The 21,215-nt window shown below is 52.2% G+C and carries 23 protein-coding genes and 1 other annotated feature; of the genes, 6 read left to right on the top strand and 17 right to left on the bottom strand.

Annotated features, from left to right (window positions below; all coding sequences use genetic code 11):
* Together NG42_RS18245 and NG42_RS18250 are read left to right on the top strand one after the other, a co-directional pair.
* Nucleotides 1-432 (top strand): FecCD family ABC transporter permease (locus NG42_RS18245; protein ID WP_052901847.1); only part of this gene is annotated, 432 nt, incomplete at its 5' end.
* Nucleotides 425-1,204, top strand: coding sequence for a heme ABC transporter ATP-binding protein (locus NG42_RS18250; protein ID WP_052901850.1), 780 nt, complete (start codon nucleotides 425-427; stop codon nucleotides 1,202-1,204). The genes NG42_RS18245 and NG42_RS18250, both read left to right, overlap by 8 nt.
* On the opposite strand, the gene NG42_RS18255 is transcribed toward NG42_RS18250, so the two are convergent.
* The 17 genes from NG42_RS18255 to thrS form a co-directional block, all read right to left on the bottom strand.
* On the bottom strand, nucleotides 1,201-2,640 hold the full coding sequence (locus NG42_RS18255; protein WP_052901853.1) for a protein adenylyltransferase SelO: 1,440 nt from the start codon (nucleotides 2,638-2,640) through the stop codon (nucleotides 1,201-1,203). The two genes, NG42_RS18250 and NG42_RS18255, sit on opposite strands and share 4 nt — an antisense overlap.
* A gap of 133 nt (nucleotides 2,641-2,773) precedes the next feature.
* A complete protein-coding gene (locus NG42_RS18260; protein ID WP_052901856.1) occupies nucleotides 2,774-3,514 on the bottom strand; it encodes an EAL domain-containing protein in 741 nt (246 codons plus the stop codon).
* Between the two features lie 381 nt (nucleotides 3,515-3,895).
* Entirely contained in the window at nucleotides 3,896-4,354 is a 459-nt protein-coding gene (locus NG42_RS18265; RefSeq protein WP_052901861.1) for an NlpC/P60 family protein, read from the bottom strand.
* 73 nt (nucleotides 4,355-4,427) lie between these two features.
* Nucleotides 4,428-5,180 (bottom strand): vitamin B12 ABC transporter ATP-binding protein BtuD, encoded by a 753-nt coding sequence (btuD, locus tag NG42_RS18270; RefSeq protein WP_052901864.1) that lies wholly within the window; start codon nucleotides 5,178-5,180, stop codon nucleotides 4,428-4,430.
* Nucleotides 5,181-5,726 (bottom strand): glutathione peroxidase, encoded by a 546-nt coding sequence (locus NG42_RS18275; protein ID WP_052901867.1) that lies wholly within the window; start codon nucleotides 5,724-5,726, stop codon nucleotides 5,181-5,183.
* A 39-nt stretch (nucleotides 5,727-5,765) separates the two neighbouring features.
* Nucleotides 5,766-6,749, bottom strand: coding sequence for a vitamin B12 ABC transporter permease BtuC (btuC, locus tag NG42_RS18280; RefSeq protein ID WP_052901870.1), 984 nt, complete (start codon nucleotides 6,747-6,749; stop codon nucleotides 5,766-5,768).
* A 92-nt stretch (nucleotides 6,750-6,841) separates the two neighbouring features.
* Nucleotides 6,842-7,219 (bottom strand): DUF2502 domain-containing protein, encoded by a 378-nt coding sequence (locus tag NG42_RS18285; protein ID WP_420911319.1) that lies wholly within the window; start codon nucleotides 7,217-7,219, stop codon nucleotides 6,842-6,844.
* A gap of 168 nt (nucleotides 7,220-7,387) precedes the next feature.
* Nucleotides 7,388-7,708 carry a multidrug/spermidine efflux SMR transporter subunit MdtI gene (gene mdtI / locus NG42_RS18290; RefSeq protein WP_072133203.1) on the bottom strand — a complete coding sequence of 107 codons (321 nt, stop codon included), beginning with the start codon at nucleotides 7,706-7,708 and terminating at the stop codon, nucleotides 7,388-7,390.
* Entirely contained in the window at nucleotides 7,698-8,057 is a 360-nt protein-coding gene (gene mdtJ, locus NG42_RS18295; RefSeq protein WP_052901878.1) for a multidrug/spermidine efflux SMR transporter subunit MdtJ, read from the bottom strand. Before mdtJ ends, mdtI begins: the two co-directional genes overlap by 11 nt.
* A 391-nt stretch (nucleotides 8,058-8,448) precedes the next feature.
* Nucleotides 8,449-8,748, bottom strand: coding sequence for an integration host factor subunit alpha (gene ihfA, locus NG42_RS18300; protein ID WP_017802142.1), 300 nt, complete (start codon nucleotides 8,746-8,748; stop codon nucleotides 8,449-8,451).
* 4 nt (nucleotides 8,749-8,752) lie between these two features.
* Nucleotides 8,753-11,140 (bottom strand): phenylalanine--tRNA ligase subunit beta, encoded by a 2,388-nt coding sequence (pheT, locus tag NG42_RS18305; RefSeq protein WP_052901881.1) that lies wholly within the window; start codon nucleotides 11,138-11,140, stop codon nucleotides 8,753-8,755.
* A 15-nt stretch (nucleotides 11,141-11,155) separates the two neighbouring features.
* Nucleotides 11,156-12,139, bottom strand: a complete 984-nt coding sequence (gene pheS, locus NG42_RS18310) for a phenylalanine--tRNA ligase subunit alpha (protein ID WP_052901884.1) — start codon at nucleotides 12,137-12,139, stop codon at nucleotides 11,156-11,158.
* Nucleotides 12,140-12,215: 76 nt separating this feature from the next.
* Nucleotides 12,216-12,341 (bottom strand) — a sequence feature (Phe leader region).
* Nucleotides 12,292-12,336 (bottom strand): pheST operon leader peptide PheM, encoded by a 45-nt coding sequence (gene pheM, locus NG42_RS22745; protein WP_106120997.1) that lies wholly within the window; start codon nucleotides 12,334-12,336, stop codon nucleotides 12,292-12,294. (Overlaps the previous feature by 45 nt.)
* Before the next feature lie 187 nt (nucleotides 12,342-12,528).
* Nucleotides 12,529-12,885 carry a 50S ribosomal protein L20 gene (rplT, locus tag NG42_RS18315; protein WP_052901887.1) on the bottom strand — a complete coding sequence of 119 codons (357 nt, stop codon included), beginning with the start codon at nucleotides 12,883-12,885 and terminating at the stop codon, nucleotides 12,529-12,531.
* Between the two features lie 40 nt (nucleotides 12,886-12,925).
* Nucleotides 12,926-13,123, bottom strand: a complete 198-nt coding sequence (gene rpmI / locus NG42_RS18320; RefSeq protein ID WP_010275699.1) for a 50S ribosomal protein L35 — start codon at nucleotides 13,121-13,123, stop codon at nucleotides 12,926-12,928.
* Between the two features lie 94 nt (nucleotides 13,124-13,217).
* The gene (gene infC / locus NG42_RS18325; RefSeq protein WP_052901890.1) at nucleotides 13,218-13,769 is read right to left on the bottom strand and encodes a translation initiation factor IF-3; all 552 of its coding nucleotides are present in this window, start codon (nucleotides 13,767-13,769) and stop codon (nucleotides 13,218-13,220) included.
* A 3-nt stretch (nucleotides 13,770-13,772) separates the two neighbouring features.
* A complete protein-coding gene (thrS, locus tag NG42_RS18330; protein WP_052901892.1) occupies nucleotides 13,773-15,701 on the bottom strand; it encodes a threonine--tRNA ligase in 1,929 nt (642 codons plus the stop codon).
* 368 nt (nucleotides 15,702-16,069) lie between these two features.
* On the opposite strand from thrS, the gene NG42_RS18335 reads away from it, so the two are divergent.
* The 4 genes from NG42_RS18335 to NG42_RS18350 all read left to right on the top strand — a co-directional run bounded on the left by NG42_RS18335 (nucleotide 16,070) and on the right by NG42_RS18350 (nucleotide 21,180).
* Nucleotides 16,070-17,302: an oligosaccharide MFS transporter gene (locus tag NG42_RS18335; protein WP_052901894.1), complete on the top strand. Its 1,233-nt coding sequence runs from the start codon at nucleotides 16,070-16,072 to the stop codon at nucleotides 17,300-17,302.
* Nucleotides 17,303-17,314: 12 nt separating this feature from the next.
* Nucleotides 17,315-19,327: a beta-galactosidase gene (locus tag NG42_RS18340; RefSeq protein WP_052901896.1), complete on the top strand. Its 2,013-nt coding sequence runs from the start codon at nucleotides 17,315-17,317 to the stop codon at nucleotides 19,325-19,327.
* Between the two features lie 46 nt (nucleotides 19,328-19,373).
* Complete coding sequence (araC, locus tag NG42_RS18345) at nucleotides 19,374-20,255, top strand: arabinose operon transcriptional regulator AraC (RefSeq protein ID WP_052901898.1); 882 nt, start codon at nucleotides 19,374-19,376, stop codon at nucleotides 20,253-20,255.
* Between the two features lie 73 nt (nucleotides 20,256-20,328).
* Nucleotides 20,329-21,180, top strand: a complete 852-nt coding sequence (locus tag NG42_RS18350) for a DUF6216 family protein (protein ID WP_052901901.1) — start codon at nucleotides 20,329-20,331, stop codon at nucleotides 21,178-21,180.
* The last annotated feature ends 35 nt before the right edge of the window (nucleotides 21,181-21,215 follow it).

Consider the following 21,215-nt stretch of genomic DNA (forward strand, 5'->3'; position numbering starts at 1 on the left):
TCTACTCTGCTGGTCTGTGCCTCGCTGATTATTCCTGCCGCGCTGCTGATTCAGTGGCTGGCCTCGCGGCTGAATTTATTACAGCTGGGTGAGGAAGAAGCCCATTACCTTGGCGTGGATGTCCAGCGGACTCAGCGCCATCTACTGATCCTCAGTGCACTGCTGGTGGCCGCCGCGGTGGCAGTCAGTGGGATTATCGGCTTTATCGGTTTGGTGGTGCCGCATCTGATGCGCATCTGTCTCGGTGCCGATCACCGCTGGATGTTGCCGGGTTCCGTGCTGGCCGGGGCGATTTTACTGCTGGTCGCCGATACGCTGGCACGCACGCTGGTGGCACCGGCGGAAATGCCGGTCGGGCTGCTGACCAGTTTACTGGGTGGGCCGTGGTTTCTGTGGCTGATTTTACGCCGTCAGGGAGGGCACCATGGATAACCAGTTACAGGCCAATAACCTCAGTTATCGCGTCGCGGGTCGCACGCTGATTGACGCGGTATCACTGCAACTTAATGCCGGGGAGATGGTGTCGCTGATTGGCCCGAACGGTGCCGGTAAATCCACGCTGTTGCGTCTGCTTACCGGTTTTCTTCGCGCTTCTGACGGCAGTTGCCAGCTACAGCAACTCGCACTCGACCGCTGGCCGCGTCAGGCGCTGGCACAGCAGCGTGCAGTAATGCGTCAACAAAGCTCGGTAGCGTTTGCGCTGGCGGTTGAGGATGTGGTCGCCATGGGGCGTGCCCCCTGGCCGCAGCAGGCTGCTGCGCCGGTGGTCAGAGAAGTGATGGCCTTAACCGGCTGTGAAGCGCTGGCAAAACGGGATTATCGCCAGCTCTCCGGCGGCGAACAGCAGCGCGTGCAATTAGCACGGGCGCTGGCACAACTCTGGCGCGACGACGGCCCGCAAGGCTGGTTATTTCTTGACGAGCCGACCTCGGCACTGGATCTCTACCGCCAGCAACACGCCCTGCGGCTGTTGCATCAGCTGACGCGCAACGGCAAGCTGACGGTATGCTGTGTACTGCACGATCTGAACCTTGCCGCACTGTGGTCGGATCGTATGATGCTGTTACATCGCGGAAAGCTGGTTGCCAGCGGCAAACCCGCCGAGGTGATGACCGAATCGACCCTGACGCGCTGGTATCAGGCCGACCTGATAGTACTGCCGCATGCCAGTGAAGCGGTGCCGCAGATCGCCCTGCGCCGTTAACTCGAACAGCTGACTTCCAGCTTCTTACCCCAGTCAGGCGGACGTTTCGCCAAATCGGCAAATTCAGGCGCATCGTCAAACGGACGGGCGAGCGCCTGATGCAGGCGTGTCAGTACGCTAATATCATCCTGCTCAGCACGCTCAATCGCCTGTTGCGCCAGATAGTTACGTAGAATAATCGCCGGATTGACCGATTTCATCCGTTGCTGACGTTCAGCATCACTCTTCTCCTCGCGCAGCAGTCGCTGGCGATAGTCGTGATACCAGCGATCAAAGGCTTCGCGATCGATAAACTCATCGCGCAGCGGCGAATGATTTTCATCCTGCTGCGTGGCGCTCAGCAGACGGAAGGTGCGGGTGTAATCGCTGCCCTCTTTGGTCATCAGCGACAGCAATCCGGTAAGAATATCGTTATCGGTTTTTTCCTGCGTCAGAAGTCCCAGTTTGGCACGCATCTGCTCGCCCCAGGCCCGCATCAGCTCCGGCTCATACTCGGCCAGCGCCAGTTTTAACTGTTCAGGCGTCATCAGGCCAGAAAGCGCATGCGCCAGACGGTTCAGGTTCCACAATCCTACCACCGGCTGATTATCAAAAGCATACCGTCCCTGATGGTCAGAATGATTACAGATAAAGTCCGGCTGATAGTCATCCAGAAAGCCAAACGGACCGTAATCCAGCGTGATGCCGAGAATCGACATATTGTCAGTGTTCATCACGCCATGGGCAAAACCGATGCTCTGCCAGTGGGCAATCAGCCGCGCGGTGCGTTTCACCACATCAGTAAACCACAGCAAATAACGGTCTGCCTGATCGGCCAGCGCTGGCCAGTGATGCACAATGGCATAATCCGCCAGTTGCTGAACCTTTTGCTGCTGACCGTGATAGAAGAAGTGCTCGAAATGACCAAACCGCAGATGACTTTCGGCCACCCGCAGCAACATGGCACCGCGCTCGGCGCTTTCGCGCCAGACCGGCTCTTCACTGGTCACTACCGTTAAGGCACGCGACGTCGGCACGCCAAGATGATGCATCGCTTCCGAGGCGAGAAACTCGCGCAGCGTTGAGCGCAACACCGCACGTCCGTCACCCATCCGCGAGTAAGGCGTCAACCCGGCTCCTTTCAGATGCCAGTCAAATTTACGTCCGTCCGGCAATTGCTGCTCGGCAAGAAGAATGCCGCGGCCGTCACCGAGTTGCCCGGCCCAGACGCCAAACTGGTGGCCGCTGTAAACCTGCGCCAGCGGCTGCATGCCTGGCAACAGCGTTTCGCCGCTCCAGAGAGCAGCGTTATCCTGGCTAAACCAGCTCTCATCAAGACCCAGTTCCTGTGCCAGCGAAGTGCTGTGATAAAGCAGGCGAGGATTTTTCAGCGGGGTGGGATTCAGTGCGGTGTAAAAGCCCGGCAGCTCGTTAAACCAGCTGTTGTTGAACTGCATTGTGCCTCCTTAAGACATCACTGAGGCCTTTTCTGATAAGAATCAGACGGTAAAGCACCCGCTTTACCGCCCCAATTCTGTCAGTGTAAACCCTGCGCGCCATAATTTACAGGGAGAAGACGTCAGCTAACGGTTACTCGTCAACGTCCGTCAGCAGCTCGGGTGGCTTCAGCAAAGCCGGTAAAGCGCCTTCATCCGCGACAGGAAATAGCGCACTCTGAATTCCGCCAAAGGGATACTGGCGAATCATGGTCAGTGCCTGAATATCATCAATGCCCTGCACAATCACCTGCTGGCAGTGTGGCGTGATATTATCCAGTATGGCATTAATAAAAGGTGCAAATGAGCGCCGTTTGATATTGTGCTGGATAAAACCCTTATCTAATTTGATCCGATTAAACATGTCATCATACACCGCTTTTGCGGTGGCTTTCCCTGCGCCAAAATTGTGCAGACTGAGAGAAAAATGATCATTTAGCGCAGCGAGTAAAGGATTATCTTTACCGGCAGATAAATCAGTGAAACTTTCATTAATTTCCAGTTCAAGGCAATCCAGCAACCCTAACTTGTGTAAAAGGAACTCACTTTCTAAAATCGCCTGAGCGATAATGTCGTCAATATTAATCGCGATAGAAAGATCGTGCCAGCTGAAAAAGTCGTGATATTTTTCAACCAGAGTAATTTGACTTTGCAACAGCGATATACGTTGTTCAAATGTCAGTTGCGGAATCAGCATCTCTGCCGGAATCGCAACATTGGCGTTTTCATCCGAGAACCAAGAGTTCAGCTCTACGGCAGTCAACCTACCCGCAAGGGTATAAACAGGATAAAATGCTGCATTACTATGGTAGTCGGCAGCTAAATGGATTTTCATTTTGATAAGCCATTATTAAGTGGCAGTCTGCGCATCCTATAACAACAATTTATGACAATCAATAGCGCTATTGCGCTATCAGACACTTAGTAATTTCCCGTGAGGAAAAAACCAGCCCAATGCTTAAATAAAACTTACATTTAAAAGTCGTAAATCGTGCAATTCCTGAGATTTGAGATGCGCCTAAGGCAGGTTTTTTTGGCCGGGTCAGTGATGAAAAGAAAAAAATCTGGCTTAAGTAAATATAAAACCGTAGTCTAATAGAAATTAATGTCATTCACTTCGCCGAAAACCAGGATTCATCATGCTCTATTTTTCCCGGCGAAGAAATACGCATTTATCCTAAATTCATCGCAGTCTATTAATGACTTTCACCCCTTATTAAATGCGTCGCGCCTGCCAGAATACTTTACGCCAATAAACATTATCCAGCGAAGATCGAATCACCCCCTTGCTGGTTGAGGCGTGAATAAACTGATTATCGGTATCATAAATGCCAACGTGCAGGCCATTTTCTCCACGACCGGTTTTGAAAAACACCAGGTCGCCAGGCAGCAACTGGTCTTTATCAATGCGGGTACCGATATCGGTCTGATCGCTGGTTGAACGCGGTAATTGCAGATCAAACCGATCGCGGAAGGTGAGATAAACAAAACCGGAGCAGTCGACGCCGCCGCGACTCATGCCGCCGTAGCGGTAAGGTGTGCCCCGCCACTGACCCAATTGTTCATCAAGTTGGGCGATAACCCTAATCGGGTCTGACAGACGACCATCAGGAGCTGGGGCATGGCGACTGCATCCAGCGAGAATAACCACGACAAGTAACAACCCGATCCGCATAACCCTCTATTCCTGCAACCAGACAAAAACTTAATGTAGCGGTAAATCATTGATTCTGGCAAGAGACTGGCCGCTATTCCGCCAGCGTGGTAAGAATTTGATGGCCTTCAACCGTCAGTTTGCGAAATGCGACCTGATACACCTGCTGCAAACGCTCGGGTTGCATCACTGTTGCAGCATCACCCTGCGCCACCACCTCGCCCTCACCCATCAGCCAGACCTGTTGCGCATGGCGCAGGCTGTGATTCAGGTCGTGACCACTCATTATCACGCTAAGCCCGGCCTGACACAGCGGCGGCAGCAGACGGTCGAGAGCCGCCTGCTGGGCAACATCCAGACCCGCCATCGGCTCATCCAGCAGCAGCAATTTACCGTGGGAGTTGGCCGCCGGGCTAACCTGTAGTAATACGGCGGCCAGTCTGACCCGCTGCCACTCACCGCCAGACAGCTGGTTCAGCGGCCGTGCCAGCTTATCGCTGAGTTGCAGTGCGTCAAGAATATGCTGCAACACCGGCTCATACGGCTGGTCGGCATGCAGTAAATGCTGTTGCAGAAAGTGAAAAACCGCCATCTGACCGGTGGGTAGCTGCTGTTGGTGTAACCATCCGCGGTGGCGGGCAAGTTGACTGCCACTCCAGGCTTCAAGCGGTTTCCCCAGAAACTGAACGCAGCCACTGCCGGGCAGCAAACCCGATAACCGGGCCAGCAACGAACTCTTCCCGGCACCATTTGGCCCCAGCAGATGAATCAGTTGCCCGCTGCTGACTTGCGCACTGAAGGGAGCCAGCCGCCCGGCCACCGCAGCCTGTTCAATTTCCAGCAGCATTTACTTTGCCAGCGCCTGCTTGATGCTGTCGACGATCAGCGCATCATCCGGCGTCATATCTGGCGAGAAACGCTGAATCACTTTGCCTTCACGGTCGATCAGGAATTTCTCGAAGTTCCACAGGATATCTCCCGGCACTTTCGGTGCGCGCCCTTTGCTGGTCATGCGCTCAAGGAAAGCGCTGCCGTCCGGCGCCACCGCCTGCGGCTGTGCGGCCACCAGCTGTGCATAAAGTGGATGACGGTTTTCACCATTCACTTCGATCTTACTGAACATCGGGAAGGTGACGCCGTAAGTGGTGCTGCAGAAGGTTTTGATCTCTTCATTGCTGCCCGGCTCCTGCTCAAGGAATGCATTGCACGGGAAGCCCAGCACGCTGAAACCTTGATCCTGCCAGCATTTTTGCAACTGCTCCAGTTGCTCATACTGCGGCGTTAAGCCACATTTTGACGCCACATTCACCACTAACAGCACGTCACCTTGCCACTGTTTTAGCGTGGTTTTCTCACCATCCAGCGTTTCCAGTTCTGTATCAAAAATGCTCATGCGGATTTCCTGTATCAGTATTATGGTTGCCAGCTTTCGCTAGCGGCGAGGGTTTACTAATAACCAGATAAATATTGGCGCACCGAGCGTCGCGGTCACTACGCCAATCGGTAATTCTGCTGAAGTCAGCACCAGCCGGGAGACAATATCGGCAGCCAGCAGCACCGCCGCGCCGGCAAATGCACAGGCCGGTAACAGTATGCGGTGATCGGTCAGCCCATTAAGCCGTAATATGTGCGGGATCACCAGTCCGACAAAACCAATGGCACCGGCCAGCGCCACACTGACGCCCACCAGCCAGCCAATCGCCATCACCAGCAAATTACGCCACAGCGCCAGCGGTAGCCCGAGCTGACGCGCGGAAATCTCGCCCAATGCCAGCAGATTCAGCGCACGCCACTGGCAGGTCAGCCACAGCAGTATCGGCAGTAACGCCAGCATCAGCCAGCGGTAGCGCCAGTCGATACCGCTGAAACCGCCCATCATCCAGTACATCAGCTGGCGCAGGTCGAGACTGGTACTAAAGTACACCGCCCAGGTCATCACTGCGCTGCAAATAATCCCCAGCGCCACGCCGGCCAGCAGCAAGCGACTGGTAGACAGGTGGTGCCGGGCAAAACGCAGCAGCACCAGCGTGACCAGTAGCGCCCCGGCGATGGCGGCCAGGCTCAGGCTCCACGGCTCGCCGCTTCCCAGCAGTACGCTCAACACCAGCCCAACCCCGGCACCGTTCGATACCCCTAACAGTCCTGGCTCCGCCAGCGGATTATCAAACAACGCCTGCATTACCGCGCCAGCCACCGCCAGTGATGCACCGACCAGCAATACCGCCAGCGTGCGCGGCAAACGCAACTGCCAGACAAACAGTTGCCCCTGCGGGCTGAACCAGTCGCCAGGGGCGATCCAGCTATCGCCCGCGCACAAGCTGATGGCGGCAATCATCATTGTCAGTATCAGCAGCAGCGCCAGCCAGCGTCGTCCGCGTCGTTCTGCACATTGCGACAGCTCGGAAAGCAGCGTCATCAGAGGCTCTTTATCTGAGAAAACAAGGCTTTGATTGTAGTGTCTGGCGCAGAAAAAGAAAGAGCCAGCATCGCTGGCTCTGAAGGAAAGAATTAATGATGTTGTTGCGGCGGGATGCGTTGATGATGGTCATCATTGCCTGCTCCCGGCTTATCACGATTTTCATGCTGAGCATGCTGACGTGAATGCTCAGCCTGATGCCGCGGCTGCGGGTCAGAGTGATGCTGCGGCGCATGCGGCTGCCAGCCATTGCCATTCCAGTAATCACCGCGCGGCCCGCGCTCACCCACATGGTGGCCTCGGTGTGCATGCCACCACTGTGGCGCACGCCAGTCATAGCCGTCCCAGTAATAACCACGCTGATCGCGGTCGCCAGGCTGAATGGAAATCCCGTGAGAGTTAATATCAATCGAAACACCGGCGTTTGCCAGCAGCGGCATCCCTGACAGGACGCAAAGTAAAATAGCCATTTTTTTCATCAGGCTGACCTCTCTTTATTAGATGCGCCAGTTATAGCAATCCCTAATAATGCTAACTATCAGCTAACGGATGATTTTCGCGATACTTTCCCGGAACTTACACAATCCTGACATTGTGAAGCAATCATGCAGCACAAACGGTTTAGCCACCACCGGTCATCACGCCATTTTCAGCATCACCATCCCGGCCAACAGTATCACCAGTCCCAGCCAGCCCTTTTTATTTAAACGCTGATTAAACAGGATCCAGCCAGCGGCAACGGTAGCGGCGATACCTAATCCCCCCCACAATGCGTAGGCCACCGCCAGGTCGATACCTTTCACCGCCTGAGCCAACGCGCTGAATGCGCCCAATACTGCCAGCAGCGACAGCACGCCATATCCCCAGCGGCGGAAGCCTTCCGATTTTTTCAGCATGATATTGGCCAGGATTTCCAGCACCACCGCCAGCAACAGGTACAGCAGATGTTCAGCCTGCATGTTGCACCTCATTGCGTTTTCGCTTAGGCATTTCAGTACCGGATTTAATCAGGGTAATACCGGCCAGCAGCAGGATTAACGCGATCACTTTGACCAGCGACAGGGATTCACTGAACATCAGCACGCTAAACAGGGTAATCAGCAGAATGCCTGCCCCTTCCCACAGTGCGTAAGCCACGCCCAGCGCAATACGCTTGACCGCCAGTGATAACAGAATATAGGAGGTCGCAATCAGCAGATACATCGCGATATGGCCGCCAATGCCGCCGTTCAAACTGGAGTATTTCATTGCCAGCGTACCGAGAATTTCACAGACGATGGCGACAGATAAGAAGATCCAATAGATCATAATTTCCTCACAAAACAAAACATGTGCTAAACCGCCGTTGCCGCAGCAACGCAGTGTTAAAAGCCGTTTTTAAACGTTTTGTGAAGTCGCTATAGCTCGCTGCACCACGCCAGAACGCTGGCCATGACCGCAGTGATAAAGAATTGAGATGTAGAAAGGGTAACGAGCATTCCTTTGGAGAAAGTCATTGGGTTTATGTTTTCGGCGGCAATCGCACCAGCCTCACATCCTCACGTAGCTAAGATAGTGCATATAATACCCATTTCAGGATAATTAGCCAACTAAATCACAATATGCCAGTGTTTATGATTATTCAGGCCCTATTAAACCGCAGATGCTGGCCGCCAAAAATGAAAAAGGCCGCTTGCGCGGCCTTTTGTTGGTGAGTCAATCAGTCTTCTTTCGGCGAGGCGTTCTCAACCCGACTTTTCAGTTTCTGACCCGGGCGGAACGTCACCACGCGCCGTGCCGTGATCGGAATATCTTCGCCAGTCTTAGGGTTACGTCCCGGACGTTGATTCTTGTCGCGAAGGTCAAAGTTGCCAAAACCGGACAGCTTAACCTGCTCACCATTTTCCAAAGCACGTCTGACTTCTTCGAAAAACAGCTCGACCAGCTCTTTGGCATCCCGTTTGCTAAGCCCAAGCTTTTCAAACAGGTATTCTGACATTTCAGCTTTTGTAAGCGCCATAGGTTCAATCCCTCAAGGATGCTTGGAATCGCTCTTTCAGTGCCTCTACACATCGTGCAACAGTAGCGGCAATCTCCTCTTCTTCGAGTGTCCGGCTGGTATCTTGTAAAATCAGGCTGATAGCGAGGCTCTTCTCACCCTCATTTACGCCCTTACCACGGTACACGTCAAACAAGTTTACGCCAACTACCTGATTTACGCCAACTTTCTTACACTCGGCGATGATATCTGCTGCAGGCACGTTTTCAGCCACAACCACAGCGATATCACGGCGGTTTGCCGGGAAGCGCGAAATCTCGCGCGCCTCAGGCAGCACGCGGTCTGCGACCTTATCCCAAAGCAGTTCAAACACTAAGGTACGACCATTAAGATCCAGTTTTCGTTCCAGTTCCGGATGCACCACACCGATAAATCCGATTTTTTCGCCGTGTAAATAAATCGCCGCACTCTGTCCCGGATGAAGGGCCGGATTCGCTTCTGCACGGAACTCAATAGACTCCAGTTTACCGGTCAGATCCAGAACCGACTCTAAATCACCTTTTAAATCATAGAAGTCTACGGCCTGTCGCGCCAGATCCCAGTGTTCTTCATTGCGGCTGCCGCTCAGCACGCCGGACAGCATAAGATCCTGACGAATGCCGAGGTTTGCCTGTGTATCAGGAACAAAGCGCAAGCCGCTCTCAAACAGACGCACGCGGCTCTGCTGACGGTTCTGGTTGTACACCACCGCTGACAGCAAACCACTCCACAGTGACAGGCGCATCGCCGACATATCGGCTGAAATCGGGCTTGGCAGCAGCAGGTTCTCTTCGCCCGGATGCAGCAGCGCCTGCACTTTAGGGTCAACAAAGCTATAGGTGATCGCTTCCTGGTAACCTTTATCCACCAGCATGGCTTTGGCGCGTTTCAGCGAAAGATTGGCCTCACGATGTTGGGTCATGATCAGGCTGGCCTGAACCGGCACATCGGGAATATTGTTATAGCCATAAACGCGTGCCACTTCTTCGATCAGATCCTCTTCGATCTGCATATCGAAACGCCAGCTCGGCGCAACCGCCTGCCACTCACCGTTGCCGAGGGTCACTTCACAGCCCAGACGTTGCAGAATATCCGTGACTTTCTCATCAGCAATTACATGGCCGATCAGACGATCAAGTTTTTCACGACGCAGTGTGATCGTCGCCGCTTTTGGCAGCGCAGCTTCATTCGTCACATCAATAACCGGACCGGCTTCACCGCCACAGATATCCAGCAACAGACGCGTCGCACGTTCCATTGCCTGATATTGCAGGGCGGAATCTACGCCACGCTCGTAACGGTGAGAGGCATCGGTGTGCAGACCGTGACTACGGGCACGACCGGCAATCGACAGCGGACTGAAAAACGCACATTCGAACAGCACATTTTGCGTCTCTTCGTTGACGCCAGAGTGCTCGCCGCCAAAAATACCGCCCATTGCCAGCGCCTGTTTTTCGTCAGCAATCACCAGCGTGTCGCTGTTCAGCTTGACTTCATTGCCATCCAGCAGCGTCAGGGTTTCACCCTCTTCGGCCATACGCACCACGATACCGGAATCGATACGATCCAGATCGAAGGCGTGCATCGGCTGGCCCAGCTCAAGCAGCACATAGTTGGTGATATCCACAACCGGGTCGATAGAGCGAATACCGCAACGACGAAGTTTCTCACGCATCCACAGTGGCGTGGCAGCTTTGACATTAATGCCTTTGACCACCCGGCCGAGATAGCGCGGACAGGCTTCCGTCGCCTCAACGCGAATCGGGAAGATGTCGCTCAGCGTGGCGGCGACCGGCTCAATAGCAGGCGCATTCAGCGGCAGCTGGTTCAGCACCGCCACATCACGGGCAACACCGATAATGCTCAGGCAGTCCGCACGGTTTGGCGTCACGCTGATTTCAATAGTGTTATCGTTCAACTGTAAATATTCGCGGATATCGCTGCCCACTGGCGCATCAGCCGGCAGTTCGATAATGCCCGCGTGGTCGTCACTGATACCCAATTCGGAGAATGAACACAGCATCCCTTCAGAAGGCTCGCCGCGCAGTTTCGCGGCTTTAATTTTAAAATCGCCCGGCAGCACGGCACCGACGGTCGCTACCGCCACTTTCAGCCCCTGGCGGCAGTTAGGTGCGCCACAGACGATATCCAGCAGGCGTTCGCCGCCAACATTCACTTTTGTTACGCGCAATTTATCGGCATTGGGATGCTGACCGCATTCAACCACTTCGCCGACCACGACGCCATGAAAAACACCCGCAACAGCATCAACGCCGTCAACTTCCAGCCCGGCCATGGTGATTTGATCGGACAACGCTTCACTGTCAATGGCTGGGTTTACCCATTCGCGTAACCAGAGTTCACTGAATTTCATTGGTATAACCTGCCCTTATTTAAACTGTTTGAGGAAACGTAAATCATTTTCGAAGAAGGCGCGCAGATCGGTCACGCCGTAACGCAGCATAGTCAGACGCTCCATGCCCATACCGAAAGCGAAGCCAGAGTAGACTTCCGGATCGATACCGACGTTACGCAGCACATTCGGATGCACCATGCCGCAGCCCAGCACTTCCAGCCACTTGCCGTTTTTACCCATCACATCCACTTCAGCGGACGGTTCGGTAAACGGGAAGTAAGACGGACGGAAACGCACCTGCAAATCTTCTTCAAAGAAGTTGCGCAGGAATTCGTGCAGCGTGCCCTTCAGGTTGGAGAAGTTGATATTTTTATCAACGATCAGCCCTTCCATCTGATGGAACATTGGGGTGTGGGTCTGATCGTAATCGTTACGATAGACGCGACCCGGCGCGATAATACGGATCGGCGGCTGCTGATTTTTCATGGTGCGAATCTGCACGCCTGAGGTCTGGGTGCGCAGCAAACGCGTCGCATCAAACCAGAAGGTATCGTGATCGGCACGTGCCGGGTGGTGGCCAGGAATATTCAGTGCATCAAAGTTATGGTAGTCGTCTTCGATTTCTGGCCCGGTCTTCACCGCAAAACCCAGCTCACCGAAAAAGGTTTCGATACGGTCAATGGTACGGGTGACCGGGTGCAGCCCGCCGTTCTCAATGCGACGGCCTGGCAGCGAAACGTCAATGGTTTCCTGTGCCAGACGGGCATTCAGCGCAGCCGATTCCAGCGCATTCTTACGCGCGCTCAGCACTTCCTGCACCTGCTGCTTGGCTTCATTAATTACCGCACCCGCCGCCGGACGCTCTTCTGCGGGCAATTCACGCAGTGTGGTCATCTGGAGCGTAAGATGCCCTTTTTTACCTAAATATTCGACGCGTACCAGATCTAACGCGGCGACATCATGGGCATCTTCTATAGCTGCCTTAGCACTGGCAACCAGGTCTGCGAGATGTGGCATTGTTTCCTCTTCTTCCAGCCGTGACGGCCGGTCTGTTTTTTGTTGGGACATACAGTCCAATGATCATTTCGCCAGAAACAAAAAAGCCTCCACGTGGGAGGCTTTCAGCGCGATTTTTCGTTTCTCTTCTTTTGCGCAAAAGCCCCCGATTGTCAGGCGCTAAAGTAAAAAAAGAAACGGAAAATAGCAGCATTCATGCTTGCATTACCTTATCGGGATACTGGTCGGAAAATTTCTGTTGCTCTATTGAAATGCCAGCAGGCAGAAATGTCAATCTTTTGCTTGAGTTAGATAATAAAAGAGGGAGACAAGCCCCCTCTTTTACCTATCCGTCATACTTCAGGCTGCAGCACATTGACTGCAGCTGGAATGATTCAGGATATCCTGACTTACGCCAGAGCTGATTTCGCTTTTTCAACCAGTGCGGAGAAAGTCACTTTGTCGAATACTGCGATGTCAGCCAGAATCTTACGGTCGATTTCAACAGAAGCCTTTTTCAGGCCATTGATGAAGCGGCTGTAAGACATGCCGTTCTGACGAGCTGCTGCGTTAATACGCGCGATCCACAGCTGACGGAACTGACGCTTACGTTGACGACGGTCACGGTAAGCATACTGACCAGCTTTGATTACAGCCTGGAAAGCAACACGGTATACACGTGAACGTGCACCGTAGTAGCCTTTAGCTTGTTTTAAGATTTTTTTGTGACGTGCGCGAGCAACTACACCACGTTTTACACGAGCCATTTAGCTCTCCTGTTTAATATTCTGTGTTTAAAAAATTTACTTATGCGTACGGCAGGCAGGCGATAACCAGACCCAGATCGCCTTTAGACACCAGACCTTTCGGACGCAGGTGACGTTTACGCTTAGTAGATTTTTTGGTCAGAATATGACGCAGGTTAGCGTGTTTACGCTTGAAGCCACCAGAGGCGGTCTTCTTGAAGCGCTTAGCCGCGCCACGTACAGTTTTAATCTTTGGCATTTCAAAAATTTCCACTTCGCATTGTTAATAAAATGAATCAGACAGGCGAGTTACCGTGCAGCGCGAACGCTGCGCGGATAACGACTTGAATGGCCTACTGCTTCTTCTTGGGAGCGAGCACCATGATCATCTGGCGGCCTTCGATCTTCGAAGGGAAGGATTCGACAATGGCCAAATCCAGATCTTCACACAGGTCTTTACGGACGCGGTTAAGCACTTCCATACCGATCTGCTGGTGCGCCATCTCACGACCGCGGAAACGCAGCGTGATTTTGGCTTTATCGCCATCTTCCAGAAAGCGAATCAGGTTGCGTAGTTTGACCTGATAGTCGCCATCATCGGTACCAGGACGGAATTTAATTTCCTTAACCTGGATAACTTTCTGCTTCTTCTTCTGTTCCTTAGAAGATTTGCTTTTTTCGTAGAGGAACTTGCCGTAATCCATAATACGGCATACAGGCGGTTCGGCATTAGGGCTGATTTCAACTAAATCAACACCTGCTTCTTCAGCTTTTTCAATAGCTTCACGCAGGCTCACAATACCAAGCTGCTCGCCTTCGATGCCTGTCAGACGCACCTCGGTAGCACGGATTTCACCGTTAATTTTATTAGGTCGCGTCGGTTGAACTCGTTTTCCGCCTTTAATACTTTATTCCTCCAATTGATGAAGATTTCGGCTGCGAATCTCTTGCTGCAGCTTTTCGATAACATCATTTACGTCCATGCTTCCAAGGTCTTTACCACGGCGGGTGCGAACGGCAACTTTGCCTGCTTCCACCTCTTTATCACCACAGACCAGCATGTAAGGGACACGACGTAAAGTGTGCTCGCGGATTTTAAAGCCAATCTTCTCATTTCTCAAGTCCGCTTTTACACGAATTCCCGCATTCTGCAGTTTACGGGTTAATTCTGCAACATATTCGGACTGACCATCAGTGATATTCATAATCACTGCTTGTACCGGAGCGAGCCAGGTTGGGAAGAAACCGGCATACTCTTCGGTAAGAATACCGATAAAGCGCTCCATTGAACCCAGAATCGCACGGTGAATCATCACCGGCACCTGACGTTCGTTATTTTCGCCGACGTAAGAAGCACTCAAACGGCTCGGCAAGGAAAAGTCGAGCTGCACAGTACCACACTGCCACGGACGATCCAGACAATCATGCAGGGTAAATTCAATTTTCGGACCGTAGAACGCCCCTTCACCCGGCTGATACTGGAATTCAATATTGTTTTCCTGCAGCGCTTCTGCCAGATCTTTCTCGGCGCGATCCCACATCTCATCGCTGCCAATACGCTTTTCCGGACGGGTCGACAATTTCACCACGATTTTTTCAAAACCGAAGGTGTTGTACATATCGTACACCATCTTGATGCAACTGTTCACTTCATCACGCACCTGCTCTTCAGTACAGAATACGTGAGCGTCATCCTGAGTGAAGCCGCGTACGCGCATCAGTCCATGCAGCGCGCCTGACGGCTCATTACGGTGACAGCTACCGAACTCAGCCATACGTAATGGCAGGTCGCGGTATGATTTTAGACCCTGATTGAAAATTTGCACGTGACCAGGGCAGTTCATCGGTTTAATGCAGTACTCGCGATTTTCCGATGAAGTGGTAAACATCGCTTCTTTGTAGTTTTCCCAGTGGCCGGTTTTTTCCCACAGCACACGATCCATCATAAACGGACCTTTCACTTCCTGGTACTCATACTCTTTCAGCTTGGTGCGTACAAACACTTCCAGCTCGCGGAAGATAGTCCAGCCATCATTATGCCAGAATACCATGCCCGGCGCTTCTTCCTGCATATGATACAGGTCAAGCTGCTTACCGATTTTACGGTGATCGCGCTTTGCCGCTTCTTCCAGACGTTGCAGATACGCCGCCAGCTGCTTTTTATCCGCCCATGCGGTGCCGTAGATGCGCTGCAACATTTTATTGTTACTGTCGCCACGCCAGTACGCGCCGGAGGTCTTCTGCAGTTTAAAATGGTGGCAGAAACGCATATTCGGTACGTGCGGACCACGGCACATATCGACATATTCTTCATGGTGATACAGGCCAGGACGGTCGTCATGGCTAATATTTTCATCAAGAATGGTGGTTTTATAGCTTTCGCCGCGTGCAGCAAATGCATCACGGGCTTCCTGCCAGCTCACCTTTTTCTTAATGACGTCGTAATTCTTCTCTGCCAGCTCGTGCATACGCTTTTCGAGCAGTTCGAGATCTTCCTGCGTCAGGGTGCGGTCAATATCCACATCGTAATAGAAACCATTGTCGATTACCGGACCGATTGCCATTTTGGTATCCGGCCACAGCTGCTTGATCGCATGACCTAACAGGTGCGCGCAAGAGTGGCGAATAATTTCCACACCGGCTTCGTCTTTCGCGGTAATGATTGCGACACTGGCATCGTCGGTAATCGGGTCAACGGCGTCGACCAGTTCACCATTTACGCGACCGGCAATACAGGCTTTCGCCAGACCTGGGCCAATGTCCTGAGCAATTTCCATCACGCTGACGGCGTGGTCGAAAGTACGCTGACTTCCATCAGGAAGAGTAATAACGGGCATTTTACATCCTTAATTGCAGTGGTAACCCACACGAAAGGTTACATACAAATCATAGTTTATTTATATACCTCAGGCACTTGAGACTTGAAACCGACTCACAGTTGTCAGTTTGGTACTCGCCCTGGTACACAGGTTCAAAAGCGTGCGAAAAGCAAAAACTCTCGAAGGACGAACATCTTACACGTCGAAAAGCGCAAATGCACGGCCTGTACCGCCGATGTGATTCGTGAGGCCGTTCACACTTCTGCTGCGGGCAGCAGATTTTTACAGGTCGGTAGCGACTGCCTCCAGATTTTCCGCAACGTTTAACGCTAAGTTACGTTCTCCAATACGAGCTGTTAATTAACCGCGCAGGAATGAGGTAGATCATGTTTCACATAGAAAAAAACTATTTAATGTGCTGCCTGTTTTTCTTATTTTTCTTTATTGGCTGGGGAAGTTGTTATCCGTACCTTTCATTATGGCTCACCGATACCATTGGCATCGATTATGCTGATGTCGGACTGGTTTATTCGTTTACCGCAATAGTATCAGTCTGTGTTCAGCCGCTGTTTGGTTTTATTTCTGACAAGTTAATTTTCCGCAAACATCTGATGTGGATGCTGGCAATCATTATCTCCTTATTTGCGCCCTACTGGATTTATATCTTTGCCCCACTCCTGAAATATAACGTGATAGCAGGTGCCTTCGCCGGCGGGATTTATATTGGCATGGCATTTGGTGCCGGATGCGGTGTCTGTGAAGCTTATATCGACAAGGTCAGCCGTATGACCGGATTCGAATTTGGCAAAGCGCGGATGTTTGGCGGTATCGGTGCGGCGATGGGCACTTTTATGGCGGGAAAATTGTACGGCATCAATCAGGATTATATTTTCTGGATGGCCAGTCTCGCCGGTCTGGCGCTGTTGTTTATTGTCTGGAAAACCCAGCCGCGCGTAGCGCTGCGCAATGATTCTGCCTTGCCAGCAGCGGCCCCCATTTCACTGGGTGATGTGCGTAATTTACTGAAATTACGTAAATTCTGGTTTTTCGCCCTCTATATGGTCGGCGTCGGCGCGGTGTATGAAACCTACGATCAGCAGTTCGCTATCTATTACAGCCATTTCTTTGTCAGTAAGGCGCGCGGCGCGGAAGTGTTTGGTTATCTGTATACCGCCCAGATTTTCCTCGATGCCGTAGTGATGTTCTTCTCGCCGTGGTTTGTCAATAAAATCGGCCCCAAAAATGCCCTGATTTACTGTGGCATCATTATGAGTCTGCGCATCATTGGTTCTGCTTACGCAATTGGCCCGATCTCCATTAGCCTGGTGAAAATGCTGCACGGATTTGAAAGCTCAGTATTCCTCGTCGCCGGCCTGAAATATATCGCGGCGAACTTTAATCCATGGCTGTCCGCCACCGTCTATTTAATTGGCTTCCAGTTTTCGAAACGCTTTAGCGAAATATTTCTCTCCAGCGGCATTGGCCATATGTACAAAAATATGGGCTTCGCTGACAGTTATCTGATCCTTGGCATGATTGCCCTGACCTTTACGCTTATTTCTTATTTCACACTTGAATCTGCCCGCGCCTTTACCCAACGCACAGCGCTGGCAAAATAATCCGGAGGTGGTATGTCTGAACTCTATTATGGTGTTGCCTATTACGATGAATATATGCCGGAAGATCGGCTGGAAAAAGATATTGAAATGATGCTGGCTGCCGGCATCAATGTGGTGCGCATCGCCGAATCAACATGGAGTACGCTGGAACCACAGGAAGGTGAATACAATTTTTATCATGTTGATCGGGTACTTGATGCCATGCATCGCGCCGGAATCGCGGTAATTGTCGGCACCCCAACCTATGCCATTCCGTCGTGGCTGGCGCGCAAACATCCGGAAGTGATGGTCACCACGCCACTGCGCCAGGAAAAATACGGTCGCCGTCAGATTATGGATATTGTCAGCCCGGTATTTCGCCGCTATGCAGAAAAGATCATTCGCACGCTGCTGGCGCATGTCTGTCAGCATCCGGCAATTATTGGTTATCAGGTGGATAACGAAACCAAGCATTATGATAACGTCGGCGGCGAAATGCAGCAGCGCTTTATCACCCACCTGCAACAGCGCTATCCGGATATTAACCAGTTTAACGCCGATTTCGGACTCGATTACTGGAGTAACCGTGTTGATAACTGGGATGATTTTCCGCCGGTTGAAAGCACCATTAATGCCAGCCTGGGCTGCGCCTTTGCCCGCTTCCAGCGCCAGATGGTCACGGAATATCTCAGCTGGCAGGTGGATGTCGTAAAGGAATACGCCACGCCACAGCAATTTATTACCCATAACTTTGATTTTGAGTGGCGCGGATACTCCTATGGCGTGCAGCCGCGCGTCGACCATTTTGCCGCCGCCAAAGCACTGACCGTGGCCGGTGTTGATATTTACCACCCTTCCCAGGCGCAGCTTACCGGCCGGGAAATTGGTTTTGGCGGCGATGTGGCGCGCAATCTGAAATCGGGCAATAACTATCTGGTGCTGGAAACCGAGGCGCAGGGTTTCGCCCAGTGGACGCCCTTCCCCGGCCAGCTGCGTTTACAGGCGTTCAGCCACCTGGCACAGGGGGCAAAAATGGTCTCCTACTGGCACTGGCACTCCATTCACAACGCATTTGAAACCTACTGGAAAGGCTTACTCAGTCACGATTTCAGCCCCAACCCAACTTATCGTGAAGCTCAGACCATTGGCGCGGACTTCGCCAGAATCGCCAGTGAGGTTGCCGGGTTGCGTATCAATAATGACGTGGCAATTCTGATTAATAATGAGGCGATGGACGCATTAAACTGGTTTAAACCCGGCGAGGCGCAAACCAATGTCTATAACGATATTGTCCGCCGTTTCTATGATGCGCTGTACGATCACAATATTGCCGTCGATATCATTAATGATATTGATGACAGCAGTAAAAAATACCAGCTGATTATCGTGCCGGCGCTGTATGCCGCCGACGATGCCCTGCTCAAACGGATTAACCGCTACGTTGAGCAAGGTGGCCGTGCACTGATTAGCTTTAAATCGGGCTTTAGCGATGAAAATGTTAAAGTGCGACACACCGCGCAGCCAGGGCGATTAAGCAAATGTTGCGGCGTCAGCTACAGCCAGTTTGTGCTGCCGGATGCGGTTACCGTCCGCGCCACCGCCGCTGGATTGAACCACGGTGAGGCGCAACCGGTGGAGCTGTGGATGGAACTGCTGACGCCGACCCGCCCGGCAACGCGCGAGGTGGCGCGTTATCAGCATCCATTCTGGGGTGACTATGCGGCAGTCACCGAAGCCGACTACGGCCACGGACGCGCCATGTACCTTGGCTTTCTGCCGACCAAAGCCTTTATCAGCCAACTGGTTGATCATCTTTGCCGTGATATTACGCTGGCGTCGCGCACCACTGACGAACATTTCCCGCTAATCGTGCGCCAGGGACGTAATCGCGAGGGTCAGCAGCTGCGGTTCATCTTTAATTACTCGGCCAGCCCGCATAATCATACCCTCTCTGACGATGCCCGCTGTTTATTAAGTGGTGAACAGCTTAATGCCGCGCAGCAAATCACGTTAGCGCCTTGGGGCTTACGTCTGTTGCTGAGCTGAAGTAAAGTAGCGACGCCCGGCAGAACCGGTGAACAGAGAGAACAGCATGGCCGCTGAATTTGATGTCAATGAGATGGTGAATTATTCGCCACTGATGAAAAGTTTTACCTTCAATGCTTATCTGGTCGCCGGTTTTACCCCCATCTCTTGTGGCAGTCGGCTCGATTACTATATTAACCGGCCAAAAGGGATGAAGGGCTATATTATTAACCTGACGCTGAAAGGTCGTGGCCGGGTAAAGGCGGGCGACCATTTTCTGCACTGCGAAGAAAATGAGATGCTGTTATTCCCGCCCGGCGTCGCGCATCACTACGGACGTGAAGAACACAGTGACTGCTGGGATCACCTGTGGATCTATTTTCTGCCTCGCCCCTACTGGCTGGACTGGCTACGCTGGGACACCAGTGATGGTGGTATCTGGCGCATGACGCTGCAAAACGCCCTCGCCGTTGAGTCAATGAAATCGCTTTTTTCTGAGGTTATTCATCATCATTCGGTGAGCGATGCTTTTTCCGAGGCGATGGCGATGAACGCGCTGGAGCGGATCATCTTATCCTGTTTCCAGTCTCAGCCGGTCAGCAACCGCAACGCCGTCGACCCACGCATTAATTCACTATGTCAGTTTATTAATGACCATATTGCCGAAGACCTGAAAGTTGAGCAGTTAGCGAAGCAGATATTTCTTTCGCCGTCGCGCGTCGCGCACCTGTTCAAAAGTGAAATGAATCAGACCATTTTTGCCTGGCGCGAAAAACAACGGGTTATCCGCGCACGCAGCCTGTTGCAGACCACCCATCTTTCAGTCAGCCATATTGCACAGGCGGTGGGCTACGAGGATCCGCTCTATTTCTCACGCATATTCCGTCATCACTGCGGCGTCAGCCCGCGCGAGTATAAAAAAACCTTCGAGAAAATGAACAGCTTTTAACCGCATTTGATTGCTGTGACACCCCGGGGTATATTGCCCTGCGTCTGCCCTTTATATTTCACAAGGAGGTGTTATGAGTAACCTGTTTGACGGCCTGCTCAATTTAATCGTCGATTATAATAACTACATCAACATTGCTTTTATCCTGCTGGTGATCCTCTCCGCCGTCGGCTATATCTGGCGCAAGGCCGGTTCAGCCTACAGTATTATCAACCGCATCTGGTTTTTGATCGTCGGTGGTAAAAAATATCATCATCCGGAGATTGAAGAGTTCTACCAGTACTCTTCCGACATTGAGAAATTTAACGTTAACTTCAATATGTCTGCCGACAGTACCGGGCATATCCTCAAATTCAAACAGTGGACGCTAAAATACGGGGTCGCGGTGAGAATGCTGTCGTCGATTCGCGGCTATTTTGATATTGAACGGCTGAAAGTCCGTAAAGGCTCCGTGCCCCTGATTGTGGTGGCACTCTTTTTATGTGCTGCTTTTACCCTGGCGGCGGTGATTCCGGCGATTATCGCGGCGCAAAATGCGGCGCTACTGAAGCTTAAGCCTGACGAGCCGTGGATATGGCTGTCGGAAAATCATGCGACAAAATTTCTGAAATCCAGCCAGCAGGACCGCTGGAAAATCAGTGCAGAACAGTGCGCGAACGATGCCAGCAATCAACAGCAGCTTCAGGCAGCCACCGCGCTGTCAGCCGACAGTATCAGCGCAATTTGCCAGGCTTTTAGCAGCAAAAAAGATCGGCAATATATTCATGAAACCATTGCCAGTCAGAAGGTATTCTGGTGGTTTACCGGGCTGTTTCTGGTGATGGCATGGTTTTTTTATCGCGAAGGGATCAAACTCGGCCGTATTTTTGATGGCAGAAAAATGCTATTAACAAAGTATCGTCACTACCGTAAACAGCACCGATAAAGCATCGAAAAAACGGGCCGGATTAGTCGGCCCGA

Origin of the sequence: Winslowiella iniecta (assembly GCF_001267535.1) — a bacterium.
In the GTDB taxonomy this organism is placed as follows: Bacteria; Pseudomonadota; Gammaproteobacteria; order Enterobacterales; family Enterobacteriaceae; genus Erwinia; species Erwinia iniecta.

What these genes read in the sequence shown, in the direction of transcription:
- thrS (WP_052901892.1), bottom strand. Translation starts at nt 15,701, where the DNA reads ATGCCCGTTATTACTCTTCCTGATGGAAGTCAGCGTACTTTCGACCAC.
- ihfA (WP_017802142.1), bottom strand. Translation starts at nt 8,748, where the DNA reads ATGGCGCTTACAAAAGCTGAAATGTCAGAATACCTGTTTGAAAAGCTT.
- NG42_RS18260 (WP_052901856.1), bottom strand. Translation starts at nt 3,514, where the DNA reads ATGAAAATCCATTTAGCTGCCGACTACCATAGTAATGCAGCATTTTAT.
- NG42_RS18335 (WP_052901894.1), top strand. Translation starts at nt 16,070, where the DNA reads ATGTTTCACATAGAAAAAAACTATTTAATGTGCTGCCTGTTTTTCTTA.
- NG42_RS18285 (WP_420911319.1), bottom strand. Translation starts at nt 7,219, where the DNA reads ATGGCTATTTTACTTTGCGTCCTGTCAGGGATGCCGCTGCTGGCAAAC.
- NG42_RS18255 (WP_052901853.1), bottom strand. Translation starts at nt 2,640, where the DNA reads ATGCAGTTCAACAACAGCTGGTTTAACGAGCTGCCGGGCTTTTACACC.
- araC (WP_052901898.1), top strand. Translation starts at nt 19,374, where the DNA reads ATGGCCGCTGAATTTGATGTCAATGAGATGGTGAATTATTCGCCACTG.
- btuD (WP_052901864.1), bottom strand. Translation starts at nt 5,180, where the DNA reads ATGCTGCTGGAAATTGAACAGGCTGCGGTGGCCGGGCGGCTGGCTCCC.
- rplT (WP_052901887.1), bottom strand. Translation starts at nt 12,885, where the DNA reads ATGGCTCGTGTAAAACGTGGTGTAGTTGCTCGCGCACGTCACAAAAAA.
- NG42_RS18265 (WP_052901861.1), bottom strand. Translation starts at nt 4,354, where the DNA reads ATGCGGATCGGGTTGTTACTTGTCGTGGTTATTCTCGCTGGATGCAGT.
- mdtI (WP_072133203.1), bottom strand. Translation starts at nt 7,708, where the DNA reads ATGCAGGCTGAACATCTGCTGTACCTGTTGCTGGCGGTGGTGCTGGAA.
- NG42_RS18250 (WP_052901850.1), top strand. Translation starts at nt 425, where the DNA reads ATGGATAACCAGTTACAGGCCAATAACCTCAGTTATCGCGTCGCGGGT.
- NG42_RS18350 (WP_052901901.1), top strand. Translation starts at nt 20,329, where the DNA reads ATGAGTAACCTGTTTGACGGCCTGCTCAATTTAATCGTCGATTATAAT.
- NG42_RS18275 (WP_052901867.1), bottom strand. Translation starts at nt 5,726, where the DNA reads ATGAGCATTTTTGATACAGAACTGGAAACGCTGGATGGTGAGAAAACC.
- NG42_RS18340 (WP_052901896.1), top strand. Translation starts at nt 17,315, where the DNA reads ATGTCTGAACTCTATTATGGTGTTGCCTATTACGATGAATATATGCCG.
- pheT (WP_052901881.1), bottom strand. Translation starts at nt 11,140, where the DNA reads ATGAAATTCAGTGAACTCTGGTTACGCGAATGGGTAAACCCAGCCATT.
- mdtJ (WP_052901878.1), bottom strand. Translation starts at nt 8,057, where the DNA reads ATGATCTATTGGATCTTCTTATCTGTCGCCATCGTCTGTGAAATTCTC.
- rpmI (WP_010275699.1), bottom strand. Translation starts at nt 13,123, where the DNA reads ATGCCAAAGATTAAAACTGTACGTGGCGCGGCTAAGCGCTTCAAGAAG.
- pheS (WP_052901884.1), bottom strand. Translation starts at nt 12,139, where the DNA reads ATGCCACATCTCGCAGACCTGGTTGCCAGTGCTAAGGCAGCTATAGAA.
- btuC (WP_052901870.1), bottom strand. Translation starts at nt 6,749, where the DNA reads ATGACGCTGCTTTCCGAGCTGTCGCAATGTGCAGAACGACGCGGACGA.